This is a genomic window from Pedococcus aerophilus, from assembly GCF_039532215.1.
Lineage (GTDB): Bacteria > Actinomycetota > Actinomycetes > Actinomycetales > Dermatophilaceae > Pedococcus > Pedococcus aerophilus.
In genome coordinates this window covers 182619-203361 of record NZ_BAAARN010000003.1, presented here as the reverse complement: position 1 = coordinate 203361, position 20743 = coordinate 182619, and the positions used below count along the sequence as shown (strand labels likewise).

At 71.3% G+C, this 20743-nt stretch carries 24 protein-coding genes; 16 read left to right on the top strand and 8 right to left on the bottom strand.

The window, feature by feature from the left end; genetic code table 11:
* Positions 1 to 21: 21 nt before the first annotated feature.
* The 7 genes from ABD286_RS13020 to ABD286_RS12990 all read left to right on the top strand — a co-directional run bounded on the left by ABD286_RS13020 (position 22) and on the right by ABD286_RS12990 (position 4476).
* A complete protein-coding gene (locus ABD286_RS13020) occupies positions 22 to 867 on the top strand; it encodes a beta-keto acid cleavage family enzyme (RefSeq protein ID WP_344194120.1) in 846 nt (281 codons plus the stop codon).
* Between the two features lie 111 nt (positions 868 to 978).
* Positions 979 to 1458: a helix-turn-helix domain-containing protein gene (locus tag ABD286_RS13015; protein WP_344194117.1), complete on the top strand. Its 480-nt coding sequence runs from the start codon at positions 979 to 981 to the stop codon at positions 1456 to 1458.
* A 1-nt stretch (position 1459) separates the two neighbouring features.
* A complete protein-coding gene (locus ABD286_RS13010) occupies positions 1460 to 2158 on the top strand; it encodes a hypothetical protein (RefSeq protein WP_344194114.1) in 699 nt (232 codons plus the stop codon).
* 93 nt (positions 2159 to 2251) lie between these two features.
* On the top strand, positions 2252 to 3235 hold the full coding sequence (locus ABD286_RS13005; protein ID WP_344194111.1) for an asparaginase: 984 nt from the start codon (positions 2252 to 2254) through the stop codon (positions 3233 to 3235).
* A 19-nt stretch (positions 3236 to 3254) separates the two neighbouring features.
* Complete coding sequence (gene dtd, locus ABD286_RS13000; RefSeq protein WP_344194108.1) at positions 3255 to 3680, top strand: D-aminoacyl-tRNA deacylase; 426 nt, start codon at positions 3255 to 3257, stop codon at positions 3678 to 3680.
* A 17-nt stretch (positions 3681 to 3697) separates the two neighbouring features.
* Positions 3698 to 4039: a DUF2516 family protein gene (locus ABD286_RS12995; protein ID WP_344194105.1), complete on the top strand. Its 342-nt coding sequence runs from the start codon at positions 3698 to 3700 to the stop codon at positions 4037 to 4039.
* Between the two features lie 5 nt (positions 4040 to 4044).
* The gene (locus ABD286_RS12990) at positions 4045 to 4476 is read left to right on the top strand and encodes a phosphomannose isomerase type II C-terminal cupin domain (RefSeq protein WP_344194732.1); all 432 of its coding nucleotides are present in this window, start codon (positions 4045 to 4047) and stop codon (positions 4474 to 4476) included.
* On the opposite strand, the gene ABD286_RS12985 is transcribed toward ABD286_RS12990, so the two are convergent.
* Positions 4464 to 5267 (bottom strand): class I SAM-dependent methyltransferase, encoded by an 804-nt coding sequence (locus tag ABD286_RS12985; protein ID WP_425565397.1) that lies wholly within the window; start codon positions 5265 to 5267, stop codon positions 4464 to 4466. The genes ABD286_RS12990 and ABD286_RS12985 overlap by 13 nt on opposite strands.
* 43 nt (positions 5268 to 5310) lie before the next feature.
* Between ABD286_RS12985 and ABD286_RS12980 the strand changes: the two genes are divergently transcribed.
* From ABD286_RS12980 to ABD286_RS12965, 4 genes are read left to right on the top strand one after another with little or no spacing between them, the layout of a single operon-like run.
* The gene (locus ABD286_RS12980) at positions 5311 to 6093 is read left to right on the top strand and encodes a hypothetical protein (protein WP_344194099.1); all 783 of its coding nucleotides are present in this window, start codon (positions 5311 to 5313) and stop codon (positions 6091 to 6093) included.
* A gap of 30 nt (positions 6094 to 6123) precedes the next feature.
* A complete protein-coding gene (gene mshA, locus ABD286_RS12975) occupies positions 6124 to 7437 on the top strand; it encodes a D-inositol-3-phosphate glycosyltransferase (protein ID WP_344194096.1) in 1314 nt (437 codons plus the stop codon).
* Positions 7434 to 7964 (top strand): YbjN domain-containing protein, encoded by a 531-nt coding sequence (locus tag ABD286_RS12970; RefSeq protein WP_344194093.1) that lies wholly within the window; start codon positions 7434 to 7436, stop codon positions 7962 to 7964. The genes mshA and ABD286_RS12970 overlap by 4 nt, the downstream gene beginning before the upstream one ends.
* Positions 7965 to 8008: 44 nt before the next feature.
* The gene (locus tag ABD286_RS12965; RefSeq protein WP_344194090.1) at positions 8009 to 8743 is read left to right on the top strand and encodes a phosphoglyceromutase; all 735 of its coding nucleotides are present in this window, start codon (positions 8009 to 8011) and stop codon (positions 8741 to 8743) included.
* Between the two features lie 11 nt (positions 8744 to 8754).
* On the opposite strand, the gene ABD286_RS12960 is transcribed toward ABD286_RS12965, so the two are convergent.
* The 3 genes from ABD286_RS12960 to phoU all read right to left on the bottom strand — a co-directional run bounded on the left by ABD286_RS12960 (position 8755) and on the right by phoU (position 11514).
* Positions 8755 to 10164: a hypothetical protein gene (locus tag ABD286_RS12960; protein WP_344194087.1), complete on the bottom strand. Its 1410-nt coding sequence runs from the start codon at positions 10162 to 10164 to the stop codon at positions 8755 to 8757.
* Positions 10161 to 10691, bottom strand: a complete 531-nt coding sequence (locus ABD286_RS12955) for a SigE family RNA polymerase sigma factor (RefSeq protein WP_344194084.1) — start codon at positions 10689 to 10691, stop codon at positions 10161 to 10163. Before ABD286_RS12955 ends, ABD286_RS12960 begins: the two co-directional genes overlap by 4 nt.
* A gap of 133 nt (positions 10692 to 10824) precedes the next feature.
* Positions 10825 to 11514 (bottom strand): phosphate signaling complex protein PhoU, encoded by a 690-nt coding sequence (gene phoU, locus ABD286_RS12950; protein ID WP_344194081.1) that lies wholly within the window; start codon positions 11512 to 11514, stop codon positions 10825 to 10827.
* Positions 11515 to 11668: 154 nt separating this feature from the next.
* On the opposite strand from phoU, the gene ABD286_RS12945 reads away from it, so the two are divergent.
* Together ABD286_RS12945 and ABD286_RS12940 are read left to right on the top strand one after the other, a co-directional pair.
* Positions 11669 to 12862, top strand: coding sequence for a sensor histidine kinase (locus tag ABD286_RS12945; protein ID WP_344194078.1), 1194 nt, complete (start codon positions 11669 to 11671; stop codon positions 12860 to 12862).
* Entirely contained in the window at positions 12859 to 13542 is a 684-nt protein-coding gene (locus tag ABD286_RS12940) for a response regulator transcription factor (RefSeq protein ID WP_056916376.1), read from the top strand. Before ABD286_RS12945 ends, ABD286_RS12940 begins: the two co-directional genes overlap by 4 nt.
* A gap of 87 nt (positions 13543 to 13629) precedes the next feature.
* Here ABD286_RS12940 and ABD286_RS12935 read toward each other — a convergent pair whose 3' ends face one another.
* Positions 13630 to 14088: a hypothetical protein gene (locus ABD286_RS12935; protein ID WP_344194072.1), complete on the bottom strand. Its 459-nt coding sequence runs from the start codon at positions 14086 to 14088 to the stop codon at positions 13630 to 13632.
* Positions 14089 to 14354: 266 nt separating this feature from the next.
* Here ABD286_RS12935 and ABD286_RS12930 point away from each other — a divergent pair, with 266 nt between their 5' ends.
* Together ABD286_RS12930 and ispD are read left to right on the top strand one after the other, a co-directional pair.
* Positions 14355 to 14837: a CarD family transcriptional regulator gene (locus ABD286_RS12930; protein WP_056884891.1), complete on the top strand. Its 483-nt coding sequence runs from the start codon at positions 14355 to 14357 to the stop codon at positions 14835 to 14837.
* A gap of 17 nt (positions 14838 to 14854) precedes the next feature.
* On the top strand, positions 14855 to 15505 hold the full coding sequence (gene ispD / locus ABD286_RS12925; RefSeq protein WP_344194067.1) for a 2-C-methyl-D-erythritol 4-phosphate cytidylyltransferase: 651 nt from the start codon (positions 14855 to 14857) through the stop codon (positions 15503 to 15505).
* Here ispD and ABD286_RS12920 read toward each other — a convergent pair.
* Entirely contained in the window at positions 15495 to 16079 is a 585-nt protein-coding gene (locus ABD286_RS12920; RefSeq protein ID WP_344194064.1) for a GNAT family N-acetyltransferase, read from the bottom strand. The genes ispD and ABD286_RS12920 overlap by 11 nt on opposite strands.
* Before the next feature lie 73 nt (positions 16080 to 16152).
* Here ABD286_RS12920 and ispF point away from each other — a divergent pair, with 73 nt between their 5' ends.
* On the top strand, positions 16153 to 16638 hold the full coding sequence (gene ispF / locus ABD286_RS12915) for a 2-C-methyl-D-erythritol 2,4-cyclodiphosphate synthase (protein WP_344194062.1): 486 nt from the start codon (positions 16153 to 16155) through the stop codon (positions 16636 to 16638).
* A gap of 79 nt (positions 16639 to 16717) precedes the next feature.
* Here the strand turns inward: ispF and ABD286_RS12910 are convergent, their stop codons facing one another.
* Complete coding sequence (locus ABD286_RS12910; RefSeq protein WP_344194061.1) at positions 16718 to 18355, bottom strand: alkaline phosphatase family protein; 1638 nt, start codon at positions 18353 to 18355, stop codon at positions 16718 to 16720.
* A 105-nt stretch (positions 18356 to 18460) separates the two neighbouring features.
* Positions 18461 to 20566 (bottom strand): ATP-binding protein, encoded by a 2106-nt coding sequence (locus ABD286_RS12905; RefSeq protein WP_344194060.1) that lies wholly within the window; start codon positions 20564 to 20566, stop codon positions 18461 to 18463.
* Positions 20567 to 20743: the final 177 nt, after the last annotated feature.

Genomic DNA, 20743 nt, shown 5'->3' with positions numbered 1-20743 from the left:
CGGACTGCCATGATGTCCGCCATGGCCACCACCCCCGGCACCCTGATCACCGTCGCGCCCACCGGCGCCGAGCTGTCCAAGGGTGACTTCCCCCAGCTGCCGACCACGCTCGAGGAGCTCGTCGAGACCGCCGTCTCGTGCGAGGCCGCCGGGGCGTCGATGATCCACCTGCACATCCGCGACGGCGAGCACCGCCCGACCCTGGACCACGGCCACCTCAAGGCCGCTGTCGACGCCTTGCGCGAGCAGACCTCGCTCATCGTGCAGCTGTCGACCGGTGGCAGCGTCCACGACCCGCTCGAGCAGCGGCTGACCGTCCTCGACGCCGAGCCCGACTCCTGCTCGTTGACCTGCGGCACCACCAACTTCGGCGACGACGTCTTCCTCAATCCGTACGGCTTCATGTCCGACCTCTACGTGCAGGCGCAGGAGCGCGACGTGGTGCCGGAGTTCGAGCTGTTCGACCTCGGCCACGTCGCGGCGCTGGCGCGCCTCATCGACACCCACGGCCTGCCCTTCGGCGGCAAGGTGCACGTCGACTTCGTCACCGGCGTCCCCGGCGGCATGCCCGGCACGCCTGCGGCCCTGCTCGCGGGCGTCGCGATGCTCCCGGCAGAGGTCACGTCGTGGGCAGCGACCGGTATCGGGCGCACCCACCTGCCGATTGCGGCTGCCGCGCTCGCGGCCGGTGGTCACCTGCGGGTGGGCATGGAGGACAACGTGGTCTTCTCGCGCGGGGTCCAGGTGCAGCACAACCGCGAGCTCGTCGAGCGCGTCGCCCACCTCGCCGAGGTCATGCAGCGCCCGGCGATGTCCACGCAGGACGCCCGCGTGCTGCTCGGGGTCAAGGACCGCCGCGCCGCCTGACCCTGCTGCCNGCCCCCCACCCTGCGTTTCGCGCATGAAGAGTCGCGGTGTGGTCACCGTCACGCTGCCTCCAGTTTGCATGTTGCTAACTAGAGCAAGCATGATGGAGGCATGAGCCGACTTCCACTTGGACCCCTGGGGGGTGACAGCCTCGGTGACTACCTGCGCGAGCAGCGCACGTCCGCGAAGCTGTCTCTGCGCCAGCTGTCCGAGCTCGCCGGCATCTCCAACCCCTACCTGTCGCAGATCGAGCGGGGCCTGAAGAAGCCCAGCGCCGAGATCCTCCAGCAGCTCGCCAAGGGCCTCGAGGTCTCGGCGGAGTCGCTCTACGTGCGGGCCGGGATCCTCGACGAGCGCCACGGCCACCCGGCCGAGGCGCCCGACACCCGGGCCGTCATCGGCGCCGACCCGCGACTCAGCGACCGACAGAAGTCCGCCCTGCTGGACATCTACGACTCCTTCGTCGGTGGCGACGCCGCCCCGACGAAACGCCCTCGCAAGAGCGCGGCGCCCCGCCCCGCCGCCCGCACGAAGTCGGGCACGAGCAAGCGCAGCACCACGACCTCCACCACCCGCACCCAAGGAGACTGACATGGCACTCGTTGCCGACATCCGCAAGAACGTCATCGACACCACCCCCGTGTTCGCCGTCGTCGGCCTGACCGACCTCGCCGTCGAGAAGGTGCGCGACGCCCGCGTCCGCGCCACGACGGTCGGCGTCGAGCTGACCAACGACCTCAAGCCCTCCACCATCACGACCAAGGCCCAGGCCCGTGCGTTCGGTGTGGCCGAGCAGGCGCAGGAGCTCCCGGCCCTGGCCCTCAACCGCAGCCTCGAGCTGGCCGGCAAGGCGCAGGAGTCCTACGAGTCCGTCGCCGCCCGCGGTGAGAAGCTCGTCAAGCGCGTGCGCAGCCAGAAGGCCACCAAGGACCTCATCGCCCAGGCCGAGACCACGGTCGCCCTCGGCAAGGGTGCGGTCACCACCGTGCGCAAGTCCGCGAACGAGATCCAGCGCTCGGCCAAGGCCACGCTGACCACCGGTCGCAAGGAGGCCGCTGCGGTCGCCGAGGTCGTCGTCGACACCGTGGCCGCCGACACCACCGAGGTCGCCGCGGCGGCCAAGGAGTCCGCGAAGCGCACCCGCACGGCCGCCAAGCGCACCTCCACCACCACCAAGAAGTCGGCCACGGCCACCAAGTCCGCCACCAAGCGCGCGACCACCGGTGCCCGCAAGACCGCCTCCACCGCCAAGAAGGCCACCGCGAAGACCGCGGAGAAGGTCGGCAGCTGATCACCGTCCTGCCCTGAGCAGACCAGCGACGGCCCCCACCCCAACAGGGTGGGGGCCGTCGTCGTCCCCGACTGCGTGGCTAGGCTCGGTCGGGTGAGCACGCTGCATACCGACACCCCACCCGCCCTCGCCGACGCCCCGGTCCTCGCGCACTACGTGCGTGGCGGGTTCGTGGAGTCCGCCCACCGCGCCTCGGTCGTCGCGACCGCGCCCGACGGGGGCGAGCACCTCCTCGCGCTCGGAGCGGTGGACGACCCGGTGTTCCCGCGGTCCTCGCTCAAGCCGATCCAGACGCTGGCGATGGTGCGCGCGGGTCTGCGTGTGCCGCCCGCGCACCTCGCGCTCGCGTCGGCGAGCCACTCCGGCGAGGACTTCCACCTCGCGGCCGTGCGCGAGATGCTCGCCGCCGCCGGCCTCACCGAGGGTGCGCTCCAGAACACCCCCGACTACCCCGTGAACGAGGAGGCCCGCGAGGCCGTCCTGCGCAGCGGTGGCGGCAAGCTCCCCATCACGCAGAACTGCTCGGGCAAGCACGCCGCCATGCTGGCCACCTGCGTCGTCAACGGGTGGGACACCGCGACCTACCGCGACCCCGCCCACCCGCTCCAGGTCGCCATCGCCGAGACCCTGGCCGAGCTCACCGGTGACGAGATCGCCTCGACCGCGGTGGACGGCTGCGGTGCGCCCGTCATGGCCGTGACGCTCGCCGGGCTGGCGCGCGCGTTCGGCACGATGGCCTCGGCGCCCGCCGGCACCCCCGAGGCCGAGGTCGCCGACGGGATCCGCACCAACCCCGCCTACCTCGGTGGCACCGGTCGCGACGTGACCGCCCTCATCGAGCACACCCCCGGCCTCATCGCCAAGGACGGCGCCGAGTCCGTGTATGCCGTGGGGCTGGCCGACGGGCGCGGGATCGCCCTCAAGGTCGCCGACGGCTACCCGCGGGCCAAGCCGGTCATCCTGGCCGCGGTGCTGCGTCGCCTCGGCGTCGAGTCCGCGGCCCTGGCCCAGCTCGAGAACTCACCGGTCCTCGGCCACGGCGAGCCGGTCGGCGCGATCGTCGCCGTGAACCTCTGACCCCGGACGCCTGAGTCCCGTGCGCGCGGTCCTCCAGCGGGTGACGTCGGCCTCGGTCACGGTCGACGGCGAGGTGGTCGGCGCGATCGACCGCCCGGGGCTGCTGGCCCTGGTCGGCGTGACCCACGACGACGGCGCCGAGCAGGTGGCCGCCCTGGCCCGGAAGATCGGCGACCTGCGCATCCTCGACGGTGAGCGGTCCGTGGTCGACGAGGGTGCCCCGGTGCTCGTGGTCAGCCAGTTCACGCTCTATGCCGACACCCGCAAGGGGCGTCGCCCGTCGTGGAACAACGCCGCCCCGGGGCCGGTCGCCGAGCCGCTGGTGGAGGCGGTCGTGGCCGCGCTGCGCGGGCGCGGGGTCGAGGTGGCGACCGGGGTGTTCGGCGCGGACATGCAGGTGTCCCTCGTCAACGACGGCCCGGTGACACTGGTCGTCGACGTCTGACGTCTAGGCTGGGGCCCATGTTCGGGACACTCGGGAGCCTCCAGGCCTACGTCACGCTGCTGCTCAGCCTCGTGGCCTTCGCCGTCGAGGTCTTCGCGCTCGTCGACGGCCTGCGCTACAAGCCCGAGGTGTATGCCGCGGCGGGCAAGCGCACGAAGAAGTTCTGGACGATCATCCTCGGCATCGCCGTCGTGCTCGGGTTCGTGTCGATCGGGCCCTCGGGGCGGATCTTCTCGATCGGTCTCATCGCCTTCGTGGGCGCGGCGATCTACCTCGCCGATGTCCGTCCGGCCCTGCGGTCCATGGTGGGTCGCGGTGGCGGAGGCAACCAGCACATGGGTCCCTACGGGCCCTGGTGACGGCGATGGCGGCCGACAAGGTGGAGGACGTCGTGGCAGACGCGACGAATGACGTGGTCAAGGACGACAGGGGAGTACAGATGCGCGACCCGCGCGACGAGATCTTCGTGCAGGAACGGCCGTGGGGCCAGTTCGAGCAGTTCGTGTCCAACGAGCGCGTGACGGTCAAGATCATCACCGTCCAGCCGGGACACCGGCTCTCGCTCCAGACGCACGAGAACCGCGGCGAGTTCTGGCAGGTCCTCGACGGACCGATCGAGGTCACCGTCGGCGAGCAGACGTGGAGCGCCCAGCCGGGCGAGAAGGTCTGGGTCCCCCAGGGTGCCGTGCACCGCATGGCCAACCAGGGCGATGCCCCCGGTCGACTGCTCGAGGTCGCCTTCGGTGACTTCGACGAGGCCGACATCGTCCGCCTCCAGGACGACTACGCCCGCTGAGCCCCCGGGGCCACCGCGTCCCAGGCGACGGTGAGCTCGCCCAGCCGCCACCGGCTGGGTCCGTCGAGCAAGGGCCAGCCGTCCTCGCGCAGGGCTGCTGCCGTCGCGAGGAACCGTTGCCGCACCCCGAAGCTCGCGTGGTGCGCCGCGTGCGCCCAGGCCCGGTCGACGGCGACGAGGTAGGCGTGCACGGGCTCGCCGGCGACGTTGCGGTGGATCAGCGCCTTCGGCAGCCGCTCGGCGATGTCCGAGGGAGCCTCGAGGGCGCGCAGCCGCCATGACAGCGTGAGGGAGACCGGTCCTGCTCGGTCGACGGCGACCCAGGTGCTGCGACGGCCGAGCTCGTCGCAGGTGCCGTCGACGAGCAGGCCGTCGTCGGTGAGACGGTCGCGGACCGTGTCCCAGGCTGCGGCCACCTGCGACTCGTCATACTGCCGCAGCACGTTGAACGCGCGCACCACCGTGGCCCGCCGCCCGGCCTCGAGCGGCACCTCGAAGCCGCCGAGCCGGAACGACAGCCCCTCCCGCGCGAGCGCCTGTCCGAGGGCGACCCTCGCCGGCTCGATCTCGATCCCCACCACCTCCACGTCGCCGCGCACCATACGGAGGCGGTCGTGCAGCTCCACGGCGGTGACGGGGGAGGCGCCGTAACCCAGGTCGACGACGACGGGCGGTCCCGGCGAGCGACGCAGCCGCCAGGCCTGCGGGCCGGCGAGCCACCGGTCGACGCGGCGCAGCCGGTTGGGGTTGGTGGTGCCGCGCGTGATCGTCCCGACCGGCCGTTGCACCACCACGGAAGCAGCGTACGTGGCGCCGCGCCCTAGGGTTGGACCCGTGCGTTGGCGCGAGAGGAACATCAGCCGCAGCATGGTCGCGCTGGTGGCCTCGCTGGGAGCCCTCGCCCTGCTCGGCCTGTCGACGCAGCTGCCGGGCTGGCTCGGTCGGGACGCCGGTCTCGCCGACGTCTCCCCGGGGCTGCTCCGCGTGGCCCCGGACGCCAAGGGCGTCGCCACCCTCGGTGGTGGGGTCTCGGTCTCGCTGTATGCCGACGGGCTGCGGATCCTGCGCGGGCCCAACCTGCTCACGCAGACCGTCATCGGCGGGTCCATGCTCACCGCGCTCGAGGGGCGGGCGACCGGCACGGGTGCCGACACCGAGGAGGACGTGACCCGTCGCCTGGGCAACCTCAGCATCGACGAGCTGGTGTTCCTCCCCGGGCGGGCGACCTACTTCGGCACCATCGCCGACGGTGAGGGGTCGATGCCCGTGGTCATCCGGGTCGAGCTGGCGGGTTCGGTGATCCGGATCGGCGCATCGGTCAACGGCGCCGACGGCATCGTCTGGCACCTCGACCACCGGCCGCTCACGACGGGGCTGCGTCCGGCGCTGCCCGCGGGCAACCTGCGCGGCTCGGCGGCCTGGATCGCGAGGGGCGCCCTCGAGGGGCAGGCGGCGTTCTCCACCAACCTCGGCACCGACATCGGGGTCGGGCCGGGTCGGGTGGCCCGCGGTGTCGACGTCCGCTCCGACGGGCGCACCGACGTCCACATCTGGTCGGACGCCGGATTCCTGACCGTCTCGTCGTACGCACGACCCCAGCCCGCCCCGTCGCCGTAGCGCCCGCCCCGCAGTGGCAGACTCGGCGGCATGGGCACCCGCGACCGCATCGACCGCGTCGCCATGCTCAGCGTCCACACCTCACCGCTGGAGCAGCCGGGGACGGGTGACGCCGGCGGCCTCAACGTCTACGTCGTCGAGGTGGCGCGGGAGCTCGCCAAGCGCGACGTCGAGGTCGAGATCTTCACCCGGACCACCACCGCCGAGCTCGCGCCGACCGTCGAGCTGGAGCCGGGGGTGCTGGTCCGCCACGTGACGGCCGGTCCCTACGAGGGCCTCGGCAAGAACGACCTGCCCGGCCAGCTCTGCGCCTTTGCCGCCGGCGTGATGCGCACCGGCGCCCACGCCCCGGAGGACCACTACAGCCTCGTGCACAGCCACTACTGGCTGTCCGGCCAGGTGGGCTGGCTCGCGGCCGACCGCTGGCAGGTGCCGCTCGTGCACACCATGCACACCATGGCCCGCGTCAAGAACCGCCACCTCGCCGAGGGCGACGCGCCGGAGCCGTCCGGCCGCGAGATCGGGGAGCTCCAGGTCGTCGAGGCGGCAGACCGCCTCATCGCCAACACGTCGGGGGAGCGGGCCGAGCTCATCGACCTGTATGGCGCCGAGCCCTCCAAGGTCGTGGTGGTGCCGCCGGGTGTCGACCTGTCGGTCTTCGCGCCGGGGGACCAGGGCGCTGCCCGCGCCGCCGTGGGCGTGCCGCACGACGCGAAGGTGCTCCTGTTCGTCGGCCGGATCCAGCCGCTCAAGGCACCCGACGTGCTCGTCAAGGCGGCGGCCGAGCTGATCGGTCGGCACCCTGACTGGCGTGGTCAGCTGGTCGTCGCGGTGCTCGGGGGCCCGAGCGGTTCCGGGCTGGAGCACCCGCAGTCCCTGCAGGAGCTGGCCGTTGCCCTCGGTGTCGCACCGCAGGTCCGGTTCGTCCCGCCGGTGTCCCGACCCGAGCTCGCGCAGTGGTACCGCGCCGCGGACCTGGTGGCCGTCCCCTCCCACTCCGAGTCGTTCGGTCTCGTCGCCGTCGAGGCGCAGGCCTGCGGGACTCCTGTCGTGGCCGCCGACGTCGGCGGTCTCCCGACGGCGGTCGGTGACGCAGGCGTCCTGGTCGACGGTCACGACATCGCGACGTGGGCCGACGCCCTGGAAGGACTCCTCATGGACCCCGACCGCCGAAAGGTGCTCTCCCGCAAGGCGGTCGACCATGCGGCCCTGTTCGGTTGGGACCGGACCGCAGATCGTCTCTACGAGGTCTACGTCGAGGCGATGCGGGCCCGGGAGCGCGCGTCCGACCTGCCGTCGCCCAATGGCGCGTTGGCCGGCGTGCCTTCGGCGGTGACCCCGTGACGCGTGGCGCCGAAGCCTCCGCGCTGGGCGGCACCGTCGAGGCCTACCTCGCGGACGCCGGGATCGACTGGGAGCAGGGTGCGCGAGCCGGTGAGTACGTCGTCACCCTCCCGGGCGAGAAGAAGCTCAGGACCGTCGCCTCCCTCGTCGTGGGAGAGGCGTCACTGTCGGTGTCCGCCTTCGTGATCCGCAACCCCGACGAGAACCACGAGAAGTTCTACCGCTACCTGCTGCGCAAGAACCTGCGCCTGCCCGGGCTCGCCTACGCCATCGACACCTCGGGCGACGTCTACGTGACCGGTCGCCTGCCCGCAGCCGGCGTCGACGCCGGCTACCTCGACCAGCTCATGGGCGCCCTGCTCGAGGCAGCGGACTCGCACTTCAACGAGCTGCTCGCCATCGGCTTCCTCTCCAGCATGCAGAAGGAGTGGGACTGGCGGGTGTCCCGCGGTGAGTCGTTGCGCAACCTGGACGCGTTCCGCCACCTGTTGGACGGCGCCTCTTCGACGGACTCCACCGGGCCCTGAGACGGCCCCTGCACCCCGCAGCGACCGGTCACTACGCTGGACCCATGGCATACACCTTGATCCTGCTGCGCCACGGGCACTCCGACTGGAACGCCAAGAACCTCTTCACCGGGTGGGTCGACGTCGACCTCAACGACCAAGGTCGTGAGGAGGCCGTCGCCGGTGGAAAGCTGTTGAAGGACAAGGGAGTTCTGCCGACCGTCGTGCACACCTCCGTGCTGCGCCGCGCCATCACCACGGCCAACCTCGCGCTCGATGCGGCAGACCGCCACTGGATCCCGGTGCGCCGCGACTGGCGCCTCAACGAGCGTCACTACGGCGCGCTGCAGGGCCTGGACAAGGCGGCCACGCGTGAGAAGTACGGCGACGAGCAGTTCATGCTCTGGCGCCGGTCCTTCGACACCCCTCCGCCGGCGATCGAGGTGGGCTCGGAGTTCGACCAGTCGGGCGACCCGCGCTACGACGGCATCGAGGTGCCCCGCACCGAGTGCCTCAAGGACGTCATCGCCCGGATGATGCCCTACTGGGAAGGCGCCATCCAGGACGACCTGCGCGCTGGTGAGACCGTGCTCGTCACCGCCCACGGAAACAGCCTGCGCGCCCTGGTCAAGCACCTCGACCAGATCAGCGACGAGGACATCGCCGGGCTCAACATCCCGACGGGCCAGCCCCTCGTCTACACCCTCGGGGACGACTTCATGCCGACGAAGCCGGCGGAGTACCTCGACCCGGAGGCCGCCGCGGAGGCTGCGGCCGCCGTGGCCAACCAGGGCCGCTAGCAGCCCTCGCCCTACGGCGTCGCGCCCGCCATCCACTCGTCCTCCGACGGGAGGTCGATGGGCCACCGGCCGGTCTGCGTGCCGGCGGCGTCGAAGGTGACCACCTCGTAGGGGGCGATGGACGGGTCCGTCCGCTGGGTGGTGACGATGGCGGAGCCGTTCCGCACCGGCACGACCGCCGACGGCGGGTAGGCGAGGGTCCCCGGCGACACCAGCTGCACCTTCGCGGCAGTGGGGGCGAACACCTGGTGGATCACGCGGTCGCCGTCGACCTGCTGGTCGAGCACGAACGGACGCTCGGCTGCGGTGGCCGCGTCGATCGGGACGCCGGTGGCGGACTCCATCGTCATGGCCTGGCTGCCGTCCTTCTCGCTCACGACGACGACCGCGCTGCGCAGCACCTGACCGGCGGTCAGCGTGGTGTCCACGACGATGACCTGACTCGTGACCTGGCCCTTCGCGCCCAACTCCGTGCGCTCAACGACTGCCGGGTCGGCCGCCCCGAAGAAGCGCGTGGTGGTCCGGACGTCCTTCGGGTCGAGGCCGAGCCGGTAGGCGTCGCCCTCGCCGATCGCGAGCTCGGCCTTGGCACGGAAGTCCTCTCCGGTGCAGCCCAGGCAGATGGAACCCTCACCGGCGGCGTCCTTGGTCGGCCGACCCATGAGCGTGACGCGGCGCTTGGCGGCAGCTTGGTCATCACCCTCGACCGACACGCGGGTCAGGGCCGGCGGGGAGTCCTCGAGGACCTCCGCGTACATCCCGTCGGCCAGCGTGACGGGCCGGAACGCGTCGCGGGTCACCGACCCGTCCAGACCGATCTGCACCGAGCGCGAGATGCCTGCTCGGGAGACGGCGGGACTGGCCAGCACGACGAGCGTGGAGTCCTCGTCGGCGTGCTCGCGAATGCTCACGACGTCGTCGAGGCCACCGGCTGACGAGGAGACCTCGGCCAGGTCCCCGGCTGCCGCCCCGCGAGGGCCGGAGTACATGGTGAGCTTCTGCGCGTCGTCGGCGCTGGAGTTGTAGCTCACCACGACGCGGGAGGTGGGCAGGTCGGCGGCGTAGAGGATGTTCAAGGCCCCGAACCGCATGCCCACCGTGTCCAGGAAGGCCTTGTCGGTGGCCAGGGAACCACGGGTCGGCCACGTGGTGAACGAGCGCCAGCGTGGGTCGTTCGGGCCTGGGACGACGACCTGGGTGCGCTTGGCCGGCAGGGTCGAGTCGCGCCCGCCCTGCACCAGGCCGGGCACGAGCAGGGCGACGACGGCGACGGCAGCCACGGCACCGGCGGTGGCGACCCGGCGACGTCGGCGCTGCGTGACCACCGCACCGGCGACCCGCTCGTAGGGGTCGAAGGCCGGGGCGTCGAGCGCGTCGGCCCGGGAGACGAGGGCATCACGCAGCTGGGTCTCGAGGCTCATGACAGGCTCCTCTCGGGGGCGCCGTTGGTCTGGGCGAGCACGGTGCGGAGGCGTTCCAGCCCGCGCGAGGCCTGGCTCTTCACCGAGCCCCGCGACATGCCGAGCGCATCGGCGGTGGCGGCCTCGGAGAGGTCGTCGAAGTAGCGCAGCACCACCACCGCCCGCATGCGGGGTGGCAGGGCGAGGACCGCCCGGGCGACCTCGTCGCGGGTGTCGTACGCGGCATACACATCACCGGTGGCGCGGTCCGCGTGGGCAGGGACCTCGCCCAGGGTCTCGGCGACCCGGCGCCGACGCCACCACGAGGCGGACTCGTTCGCGAGCGCCGCACGGGTGTAGGCGTAGGGCCCGCCGCCGGTCTCGTCGCGGGAGATGTGGTCCCAGCGCCGGTGCACCTTGACGAGGGTCTGCTGGACGAGGTCCTCCGCGCGGCCCTGGTCGCCGGTGAGCAGGTAGGCCGTCCGCACCAGGGCGTTCCACCTCGCCTGCACGAAGCGGCGGAACTCCTCCTCGCCCGCTGCGTCCACGTCCCACCCCCTGACGGCCTGCCGACCCGATGTCGGCACCTACCCCCTAGACGCGGGTCAGCATGGCGCAGGTTGAGAGCCGGCGGAGAAACTTTCGGGAGCTTCGGGTGGTGCCACCGACCCAGTCAGGGCGTCAGAGTGCGGTGGAGCTCTTGTCCTCCTGCTCCTCGTGGTCCTCGGCGACGTCCCACTCGCCGGTCACGAGGTAGACGACCCGGTGGGCCACCGAGACGGCGTGGTCGGCGAAGCGCTCGTAGTAGCGGCCGACGAGGGTCATGTCCACCGCTGCCTCGGTGCCGTGCTTCCACGTCCCGTCGATGAGGTGGCTGAACAACGTGCGGTGCAGCTCGTCCATCGCGTCGTCGTCGCGCTCGAGCGTCTTGGCGTCCTCGACGTCCTTGGCCGCGATGACCTGGCCGCACTTGGCGACGATGCGTTCGGCGACCTGGCCCATCTGGAGGATCGTGGCGCGGATGTCGGCGGGGACGGCCGACTCGGGGTAGCGCAGCCGGGCCACCTTGGCGACGTGGCGGGCGAGGTCACCCATCCGCTCGAGGTCCGCGCTCATGCGCATCGAGGTGACCACCATGCGCAGGTCGGTGGCGACCGGCTGCTGGCGGGCGAGCAGGTCGATCGAGAGGGCGTCGAGCCCCTCACGCATGCGGTCGAGCTCCTTGTCGGCCTGGATGACCGACTCGGCGAGCTGGATGTCGGCGTCGAGGAGGGCGGTCGTGGCCCGGGACATGGCCGAGCCCGCCAGACGGGTCATCTCGACCAGCTGGTCGGAGATCGTGTCGAGGTCCTCGTGAAAAGCGTCGCGCATTACTTCCCTAGCGTGAGTGCGGTCGTGCGTGCGAGCCGAGGCTCGCACAGGGCAGTGAACGGTCGGATGACCTCAGGTGAACATCTGGGGGTCCCGTGCGGGCGAGTCCTGTTTCCGTCGCTGACGGGTATGACGCGCACCGTACATTGGGATCGTGGATGCGACCACTGCTGCCGTGCTGGCCGGGTTCGCCGGCCTGCTGACCGGCGCCCTGGCTGTCGTCGCCGTGCGGTACTCCGAACGCCAGCAGACCCAGCTGCCCGAGATGCCGCCCGTGACGTCGCTGCCGCCGGGGGTGGGCGACGTCCTCGCGGTGCTGCGCTCGAGCGCCATCGTGGTCGACCCCGCCGACGCCGTGACCAAGATGTCCCCGGCGGCTGTCGCCTACGGCCTCGTCCGCGACGGCGAGCTCGTCCACGCCGAGCTTCGCCACCTCGCCCGTCAGGTCCGCCGGGACGGGGTGATCCGCGAGTCCCAGCTGGAGCTGTCGCGCGGACCGCTCGGGCAGGGCCGCTCGATCATGCAGGCCCGGGTCGCCCCGCTCGGCAGCAGCCACGTGCTGCTCCTCGTCGAGGACCACACGCAGGCCCGTCGCGTCGAGGAGGTCCGCCGGGACTTCGTCGCGAACGTCAGCCACGAGCTGAAGACCCCGGTGGGTGGCATCGGACTGCTCGCCGAGGCGATCCTCGACGCCAAGGACGACCCCGAGGCGGTCGAGCGGTTCGCCGGGCGCATGCAGGTCGAGAGCCACCGACTGGCCCAGCTGGTCAAGGAGATCGTCGACCTGTCTCGCCTGCAGGTCGCCGACACGCTGCACGAACCCCGCCTCGTCGACGTGACGGCAGCCGTCCACGAGGCCATCGACTACTCCCGCGTCGGTGCGGACGCCAAGCAGATCGAGATCGCTGAGGCGTGCGCCCCGGACCTCAAGGTGTTCGGCGACGAGGACCTCCTCGTCACCGCGGTCCGCAACCTCATCGGCAACGCGATCGCCTACTCCGACAACGGCAGTCGCGTCGCCGTCGGCGGTCGGCTGAATGACGACATGGTCGAGATCACCGTGACCGACCAGGGCCAGGGCATCCCCGAGTCGGAGCAGGCCCGCATCTTCGAGCGTTTCTACCGGGTCGACGGTGCGCGCTCGCGCGCCACCGGCGGCACCGGTCTCGGCCTGGCCATCGTCAAGCACATCTGCAGCAACCACGGCGGCGACGTCACCGTGTGGAGCGAGGAGGGTCGCGGTTCGACCTTCACCATCCGCCTGCCTGCCGCCGCCGACCGCTCCGGCGGCGGTGTCCCCCCAGAGTCCTCAGAATCCCTGCCGTCACAAGGAGACCCCCGCGCATGACCCGAATCCTGGTCGTCGAGGACGAGGTGTCGTTCTCCGACCCCCTGTCCTACCTGCTGCGCAAGGAGGGCTACGAGGTGGCCGTCGCCGAGACCGGACCGGAGGCCCTCGAGGACTTCGACCGGTCCGGGGCGGACCTCGTGCTGCTCGACCTCATGCTGCCCGGGCTGTCGGGCACGGAGGTGTGCCGCGCCCTGCGCCAGCGCTCCAACGTCCCGGTGATCATGCTGACCGCCAAGGACAGCGAGATCGACAAGGTCGTGGGACTCGAGATCGGGGCCGACGACTACGTCACGAAGCCGTACTCCTCGCGTGAGCTCCTGGCCCGGATCAAGGCGGTGCTGCGCCGGCTGTCCGAGCCCGAGGACCTCGTGCCCGCGACGATCGAGGCAGGGCCGGTGCGCATGGACGTCGAGCGCCACATCGTCACCGTCTCGGGTGAGACGACCCAGCTCCCGCTCAAGGAGTTCGAGCTGCTGGAGATGTTGCTGCGCAACACCGGTCGCGTGCTGACCCGGATGCAGCTCATCGACCGCGTCTGGGGTAGCGACTACGTCGGCGACACCAAGACCCTCGACGTGCACGTGAAGCGCCTGCGCGCCAAGATCGAGCCCGACCCCGCCGACCCGCGCTTCATCGTCACCGTGCGAGGCCTGGGCTACAAGTTCGAGTCCGACTGAGCCGGTTGAGACGTGCCGCGTCCCCACTGACACGTATGGCGCGCGGCCCGGCCGCGCGCCATACGTGATCGATCAGGGGTGGGCCCGTCAGGGGGTGGCGGTCGTGGTCGACGGCACCGAGGTGGGTGCGAGCGTCGCGTAGTAGCCCGAGGCGGGCAGCACCGGGACCGTCACGACGGCGGCCGGCGCGGTGGGCGACTGCACCGTGAGGGTGACGACGTCGCCGGGGTTGACCGGTACGGAGGGCAGCTGCACCTGGGTGGCGCCGGAGAGGCGCTCCTCGGAGTAGGCGGCCGACTGCGCGTAGACCGGCTGGCCCTGCGGCAGCGCGAAGGCCAGGCGCTGCTCCTCGCCGGTGGTGTTGGACACCGAGGCGGACAGGACGCCGGGCTTGTCCTTGCCGGAGCTCACGACGACGAGGTCGCGCAGCTGCACGGCGCCGAGGTCGACGGACACGCCGTCGGCGGGCGCGTAGGAGACGTCGGTCTGGATCGGCGACTGGGTCTGGCACGCGGAGAGCGCGAGTGCGGCACCGAGTGCAGCCACCGGAAGAAGTCGACGCAGGGGCGAGGGGCGGCCTGCGGAGCGGGCGGCCAGCGGGGTTCGGCGCATCACGGGTGACAGCCTACCGGCCTCCTGCTCCGGAGTGCGCACCCGTGCGCGTTGCACGGGACACCGTGTCCTGTCAAGACCGAAATCATTGTCCTGTAAGGCATTTGCATGCCCCTGACCAGCGCAAACGCAATCAAGACTGCTTTCCTGTCACCGGCGTGGCGTGATATTCTGAGGGTCGCGAAAGGGGAAAACAGCACATGGTTTTCAAGGTCGGCGAGACGGTCGTGTACCCCCACCACGGGGCTGCACTCATCGAAGAAATCAACACCCGCACGATCAAGGGCGAGGAGAAGATCTACCTCAAGCTCAAGGTGGCCCAAGGCGACCTGACGATCGAGGTTCCCGCAGAGAACTGCGAGGACATCGGCGTGCGTGACGTCGTCGGACAGGAGGGCCTGGACAAGGTCTTCGCCGTCCTTCGCGCCCCCCACACCGAGGAGCCGACCAACTGGTCGCGCCGCTACAAGGCCAACCTCGAGAAGCTCGCCTCCGGCGATGTCATCAAGGTGGCCGAGGTCGTCCGCGACCTGTGGCGTCGGGACAAGGACCGTGGCCTGTCGGCCGGCGAGAAGCGCATGCTCGCCAAGGCACGCCAGATCCTCGTCTCCGAGCTGGCTCTGGCCGAGAAGACGAACGAGGACAAGGCCGAGGCCATCCTCGACGAGGTTCTCGCGTCCTGAGTGCCGCCGTCGTCCTCGTGGCCGGTGGCCAGGGGACCCGGCTCGGGGCTTCCCAGCCCAAGGCGTTCGTCGACCTCGACGGAATGTCACTGCTCGAGCACGCCGTGACTCGAGCGCTCGGGGCACCAGAGGTGTCCCACGTCGTCATCGTCGCGCCCGTCTCCCACCTCAGGGAGGCGGGCGCGATCGCGTCCCGCAGCAGCCGGCCCGCCGACGTCGAGGTGGTCCCCGGCGGGGCCGAGCGCACCGACTCCGTGGCGGCAGGCCTCGCGGTCCTGCGGCCCGAGGACGGCATCGTCCTGGTCCACGACGCCGCCCGCTGCCTCGCCCCGTCGGCGTTGTTCAGCCGTCTCGTCCGCGAGGTCCGCACCGGTCACCCGGCCGTCGTGCCGGGCCTGCTCGTCACCGACACCATCAAGCAGGTCGACGCCGACGGCGTCGTCGTGGCGACGCCGGACCGGGCGCGGTTGCGCGCCATTCAGACACCGCAAGCGTTCCTGCGCGAGGTCCTCGAGCACGCGCACGCGAGCGGGGCGCACGCCACCGACGACGCAGCGCTGGTCGAGGCCGTCGGTGGTCACGTGCGCGTGGTCGAAGGAGATCGGTTGGCCTTCAAGGTGACCACCCCCGACGACCTCGCGACGGCCCGGCGTCACCTCAGCGGCTGAGGGCCGCCCGCACCTCGTCCCACGTCGCCACCGGCTCGGCCGGAGCCGGGGCGTGCAGGGTGCTCATCCACCCGTCGATCAGCCGGCCGCGCTCGACGAGCAGGTCGGGGACGAACGTCGGCACGGGGAAGCCGACCCGCCACACGGCCTTGGCGCTGCCCCAGTTGCCGACGTGCGCCTGCCAGCGACAGGTCTGCCAGCCGAGCTGGTCGAAGGCGTACCGGACGACGGTGCGGACGGCATCGGTCATCACACCGCGGCCGCGGAAGTCCTGGTGGGTGGCGAAGCCCAGCGAGCCGGCCCCCGCCTCGACGTCCATCACGCGCAGGTCGATCGACCCCGCATAGGTGTCGTCCACCTCGATCGCCCAGCAGATCTGGTCGGGCGACGGGGCGGTGAACTCGGTGACGTACTCGTGCGCCATCTCGAGCGTGTAGTCGCGCGGGACCGTCGTGAACTGCTGCGTCACGGGGTCGACCGCCCGTTCGAAGACTCCTTGCGCGTGCGACGGGTCGTGCGCTCGCAGGGTGACGAGGTCACCGGTGAGGACAGGGATCGGCAGCACTTCGCTCATGCGCGGTCACGCTAGCGGGGCTGGGTTTGCCGGTTCACCTGGTTAACGCCGACTGCGGTGGTTGGATGGCGAGATGGTCACCCCCGGTATGCCGCGCACAGGGATCGGTGTGGACGTCCACGCCTTCTCGACCGACCAGACCCGGGAGTTGTGGGTGGCGGGGCTGCTCTGGCCGGGAGTGGGGCTGGACGGGCACTCCGACGCCGACGTGGCCTGCCATGCGGCGTGCGACGCACTGTTCTCGGCTGCCGGCATCGGCGACCTGGGGCTGCACTTCGGGACCGGTCGGCCCGAGTGGGCCGGTGCCGCCGGGCGGGTCCTGCTCGCCGAGGCGGCCCGCCTCGTGCGCGAGGCCGGCTTCGAGGTCGGCAACCTCGGGGTCCAGGTCATCGGCAACACCCCCAAGATCGGTACGCAGCGCCACCTCGCCGAGCAGGTCATGTCGGCTGCGGTCGACGCCCCGGTGTCCCTCAGCGGCACGACCACCGACGGCCTCGGCCTGACCGGTCGGGGCGAGGGCGTCGCGGCGATCGCGACGGCGCTGGTCTACTCCGCCTGACCCCGGCCGCGCGCCCTACCGACGACGGCCCCGGACCGGGGCGGTCCGGGGCCGTCGCAGGAGCGGCGCTGGGCTGCGCTCAGCGGTGGGACGGTCGGCTGTCGACGTGCCGTCCACCGACGGAGATCGCCGCCGAGAGGTCGGCGACCTTCGCGTCGCGCGGGGACAGAGGTGCCAGGCCCCACGCGTGCTCGATGGTGGCGAGGATCGACGTGGTGTCGTAGCTCGTGTGGCTGACGCCCGAGTGCTTCATGCCGGCGGACAGCACCAGGGCCGGGACGCGGGTGCCGGGGCCCCAGGCGTCGGTCCTCGGCGGGGAGACGTGGTCGTAGGACCCGCCGAACTCGTCGTACGTCACGACGACCAGGGTCTTGTCGGCCTGCGGACCGTGCGTGATGGTCCGCAGCAGGTCGACGAGGTGGTCGCTGCCGGTGTGCTCGCTGGCGTACCCGGGGTGCTCGTTCTCCGAGCCGTACGGCTTGACGAAGGAGACCTGGGGGAGCGTGCCGTTCTTCGCCGAGGCGATGAAGTTCTTCTCGTCCTGGAGGTGTGAGCGGCCGGGGGCGCCGGTCGCGTAGTTCGCGAAGTAGTCGAACGGCTGGTGGTGGTACTGGAAGTTCGCGCCCGGGTGTCCGGCGACGGCGTCGTCCCACCCGCCGGAGTACCAGTTCCAGCTCACCTTCGCGGCGCTGAGCCGGTCACCGATGTTGGGGTAGGCCGCGTCGTCGATGAGCGGGATCTTGGCCCCGTTGCCCGACGGGGCCGACGAGGGCTGGACGGTGTTGACGGCGTAGTCCCCGCAGGCGGCGACGGGGTCGTTGCCCCCTGCGCTGCACTTCTGGGTGAGCTGGCCGTCGACGACCGCCTCGGTGGGCTTGTAGAGCGGGTAGGTGGTCGGCATGCCGTTGCTGTCCAGCACCGAGCTCTTCGCGCCGAGTGCGCCGGCCGACGTGTCCAGGGGAGCGCGCGCCGAGATGAGGAACTGGTGGTTGAGGAACGACCCGCCGAAGGCGCCCTGGAAGAAGTTGTCGGCGAGGACGTAGTGGGGGGCGTCGTGCGAGTGGAGGTACTGGTAGACGGGCAGCGCCCTGGTGTCGTACCGACCCATGGTCAGGCCGACGGCGTCGGAGCCGGTCACGTAGCGGTCCTGCTTGCCGCCGTCGAGCTGGTACTGCTCCTGGTAGAACCGGTGGACCTGGTCGCGGGTGCAGCCACCCGGGAGGCCTGTGCCCTTGAGGACGCCGTTGGGGGCGAAGACCCCCTCGGGGGCACACGTGGTGTCCGACGGCTCGATGTAGTCGTCGATGGTGAAGGCGTCGTTGGTGAAGCTGCTGGCCGGGACACCGTGGCCGGCGTCCTGGCAGGTGTTCGGTTGCGGGGGCGTGGCCAGGTTGACGTCGTCCTGGAGCAGGCACCCGTATGCCGTGCCGTCCTGGGCCACCTGGGTCACCGCCGGCCGGGTCGCGCCGTTGACGGTGTCGCCGCCGATGCGGCCCCACCCGCCGTACAGGTTGTCGAACGAGTGGTTCTCCTCGTAGATCACGACGAGGTTGGTGTAGCCGTCGGGAAGGGCGCCCGGCGCTGCGTGGTGTCCCTTGCCGTCGTTGCCGGCGGCGTGGCCGTCGTACGAGGCGAGGGCGGTGCCGGGCAGGGCGGCGGCTGCCGCGCCCGCACCGAGCAACAGGGCGCCGATGACGGCGGTGGTGCGTCTGGTCACGAGGTCCTCCTGGGTGCGGTGCGCGAGCGGCGCACATTCCCCAACATCTCGGACGCGCGGCGTCCGGTCCCCTGACGGATGTCATGGGTGAGGGTGAACAGTCGGTCAGTCGCAGGCGGCGCCGACCCGCGGCAGGGGCAGCCGCAGGCAGACCCGGGTGCCACCCTCGGCTCGGCGGACCACCTCTACCGAGGCCCCGGCCACCTGCGCACGGTCACGCATCCCGGAGAGCCCGAGGTGACCGGGCCGGTCCCGGTCCTCGCCGTCCGCGATCCCTCGGCCGTCGTCGACGACGGTGGCGACGGCGTGGTCGTCGGACACGGCGAGCTCGACCACTACCGTCGTGGCGCCGGCATGCTTCCGGGCGTTGACGAGGGCCTCCTTGACCACGCGGTGGATCGTCACGCGCTCCGCCGCTGGGATCGGCAAGTCGTTCTCCCCGACGACGCGCACCTCGACGTCGGTGCCGGCGAAGATGAAGTTGGCTGCCTCCTCCACCGCGGTGGACAGGCTCATGCCCTCGGGGAGCGACTCGAGGTCGAACAGCAGGTGGCGCAGGCGCTCGGTCGCGATCGAGACGATCTCCTGCAGGGTCTCGACGTCGTCGGCCAGGGACGGCGCCTGCTTCGCGATGTGTCGCCGCAGCATCCCCAGCCGCAACGACACGGCGGCCAGCACCTGCACGGAGTCGTCGTGGACGTCCCCGGCGATGCGGGCTCGCTCGTCCTCCTGGGCCTTGACGAGCCGCTGGAGCAGTCGGGCCCGTTGCTCGGCGAGGTCGTGCATCGCCCGCTCGTTGCGACGGCGCTCGCTGATGTCGCGCTGGATGGTGGCCACGACCACACCGCCCTCTTGCGCGGGGTCCTCGACCACGAAGGTCGAGACCTCGACGGGGACAGGAGGGCTGGCGTCGACCGGGATCGCTTCGGCCTCACCCACGAAGCGACCCCGTCGCAGCAGCTCCGGCCATCGCCGGTCGAAGGTGGTGGGACCAACTCCGGGAACGAGCTCCGAGACGTGCAGATCGGGTACCTGCGCAGGGTCGCGGACGTGCAGCAACTCTCGTCCGGCAGGGTTGAGGTACAACAGCCGACCGTCGGCTCCGGCGATGCCGATCAGCTCCCCAGAGGCGTCGACGAGCGACTTGAACAGCTGGACGTCGACGCTCGCCACACCCAGCACCCGCTGGGCTTCGAGCTGAACCGAGCGCACCGTGAGCACGCCTCGGGTGATGGCGATGGCCCCGCCCACCCCGTAGCAGAGGAGGGCAGGCGCAACGGCGGGGATGATGTACCCGGACAAGGCGCACACGACGATGAGGATTCCCACGAGGGCGGCGGGCACGTTGATCCCCGACGCGAGGTCTGCGGCCGGGAGCTCCCCTGTGCGACGCAAGGGCGTCCTCCTGGCGCGCCAGGCCAGCCGCGGGAGGGCGACCGAGGTGGCGACGACCAGGGTCGCGATGGTGGACAGTGAGCTCACCCAGGTCCCGGGTCGCCACAGGCCTTCAGCCAGCAGGACGAAGTACGCCACGTCGACCACGGCTAGCGTGACGACTCCGGCGACCAGGGCCAGGTCGGCTCGCGTGATCCGTGAGCGCGCGGTCGTGAGGAGCCAGGCGGTGGCGACGAGCAGGGCGACGTCCAGAACCGGGTAGACGATGTTCATGACGATGGCCGGTCTCGCCACACCAACGCCGGCCAGCGCCTGCAGCGGGCTGTCGAGCGCGTTGATCACGAGACCGAGGGCGACCAGTGACACGCTCACCGCGTCGAGGATGATCAGCATTCCCCGTCGCCGGGACAGGATGCGCAGCCGCAGCACCAGGCCGACGAACAGGCACAGCGAGGACGCGAGCCACGCGGCATCTGCCCAGGAGGGGTAGGAGGGCGTGTGCCCCAGGCCAAGGCCGGTGAGGGCGATGCCGAAGCCCACTGCCCTCAGCACGAGGAAGGCCACGATGAACCACGACACCGCCGACGCCGTGCGCCGCTGCCAGGTGCCGATCACGGCAAACACAGCCAGGCACGTGTACGCACCACCTTGCAGCAGGCCGTCGAAGCGCGGGTCGAAGCCCGGTGCCGGGCGGACCCCGGGGAACGTCCACACGGTGTAGGCGCCGACCAGCGCGACGGTGAGCAGGAGCAGGATCCGGGTCCACACGGGCGCGCCGCGCATCGAGGTGGTGCGACCGTGTTCTGTCGTGCTCATGCTCGACCCCCCTCGTCGGGCCGTGGCGCGAACGCCCCCTGTTTGTCACCCTAGGCCCCCTGGCCCGGTTTCGTGCGTGGTTGCCTTTGATGAGTTCTGCTTGCAGCAGGTCAGGACGGCAGGTCTGGTCGCACCTGAGGCGCTCGCGGTTCGGCTGAGGGTGCCCGCGCCGGTAGC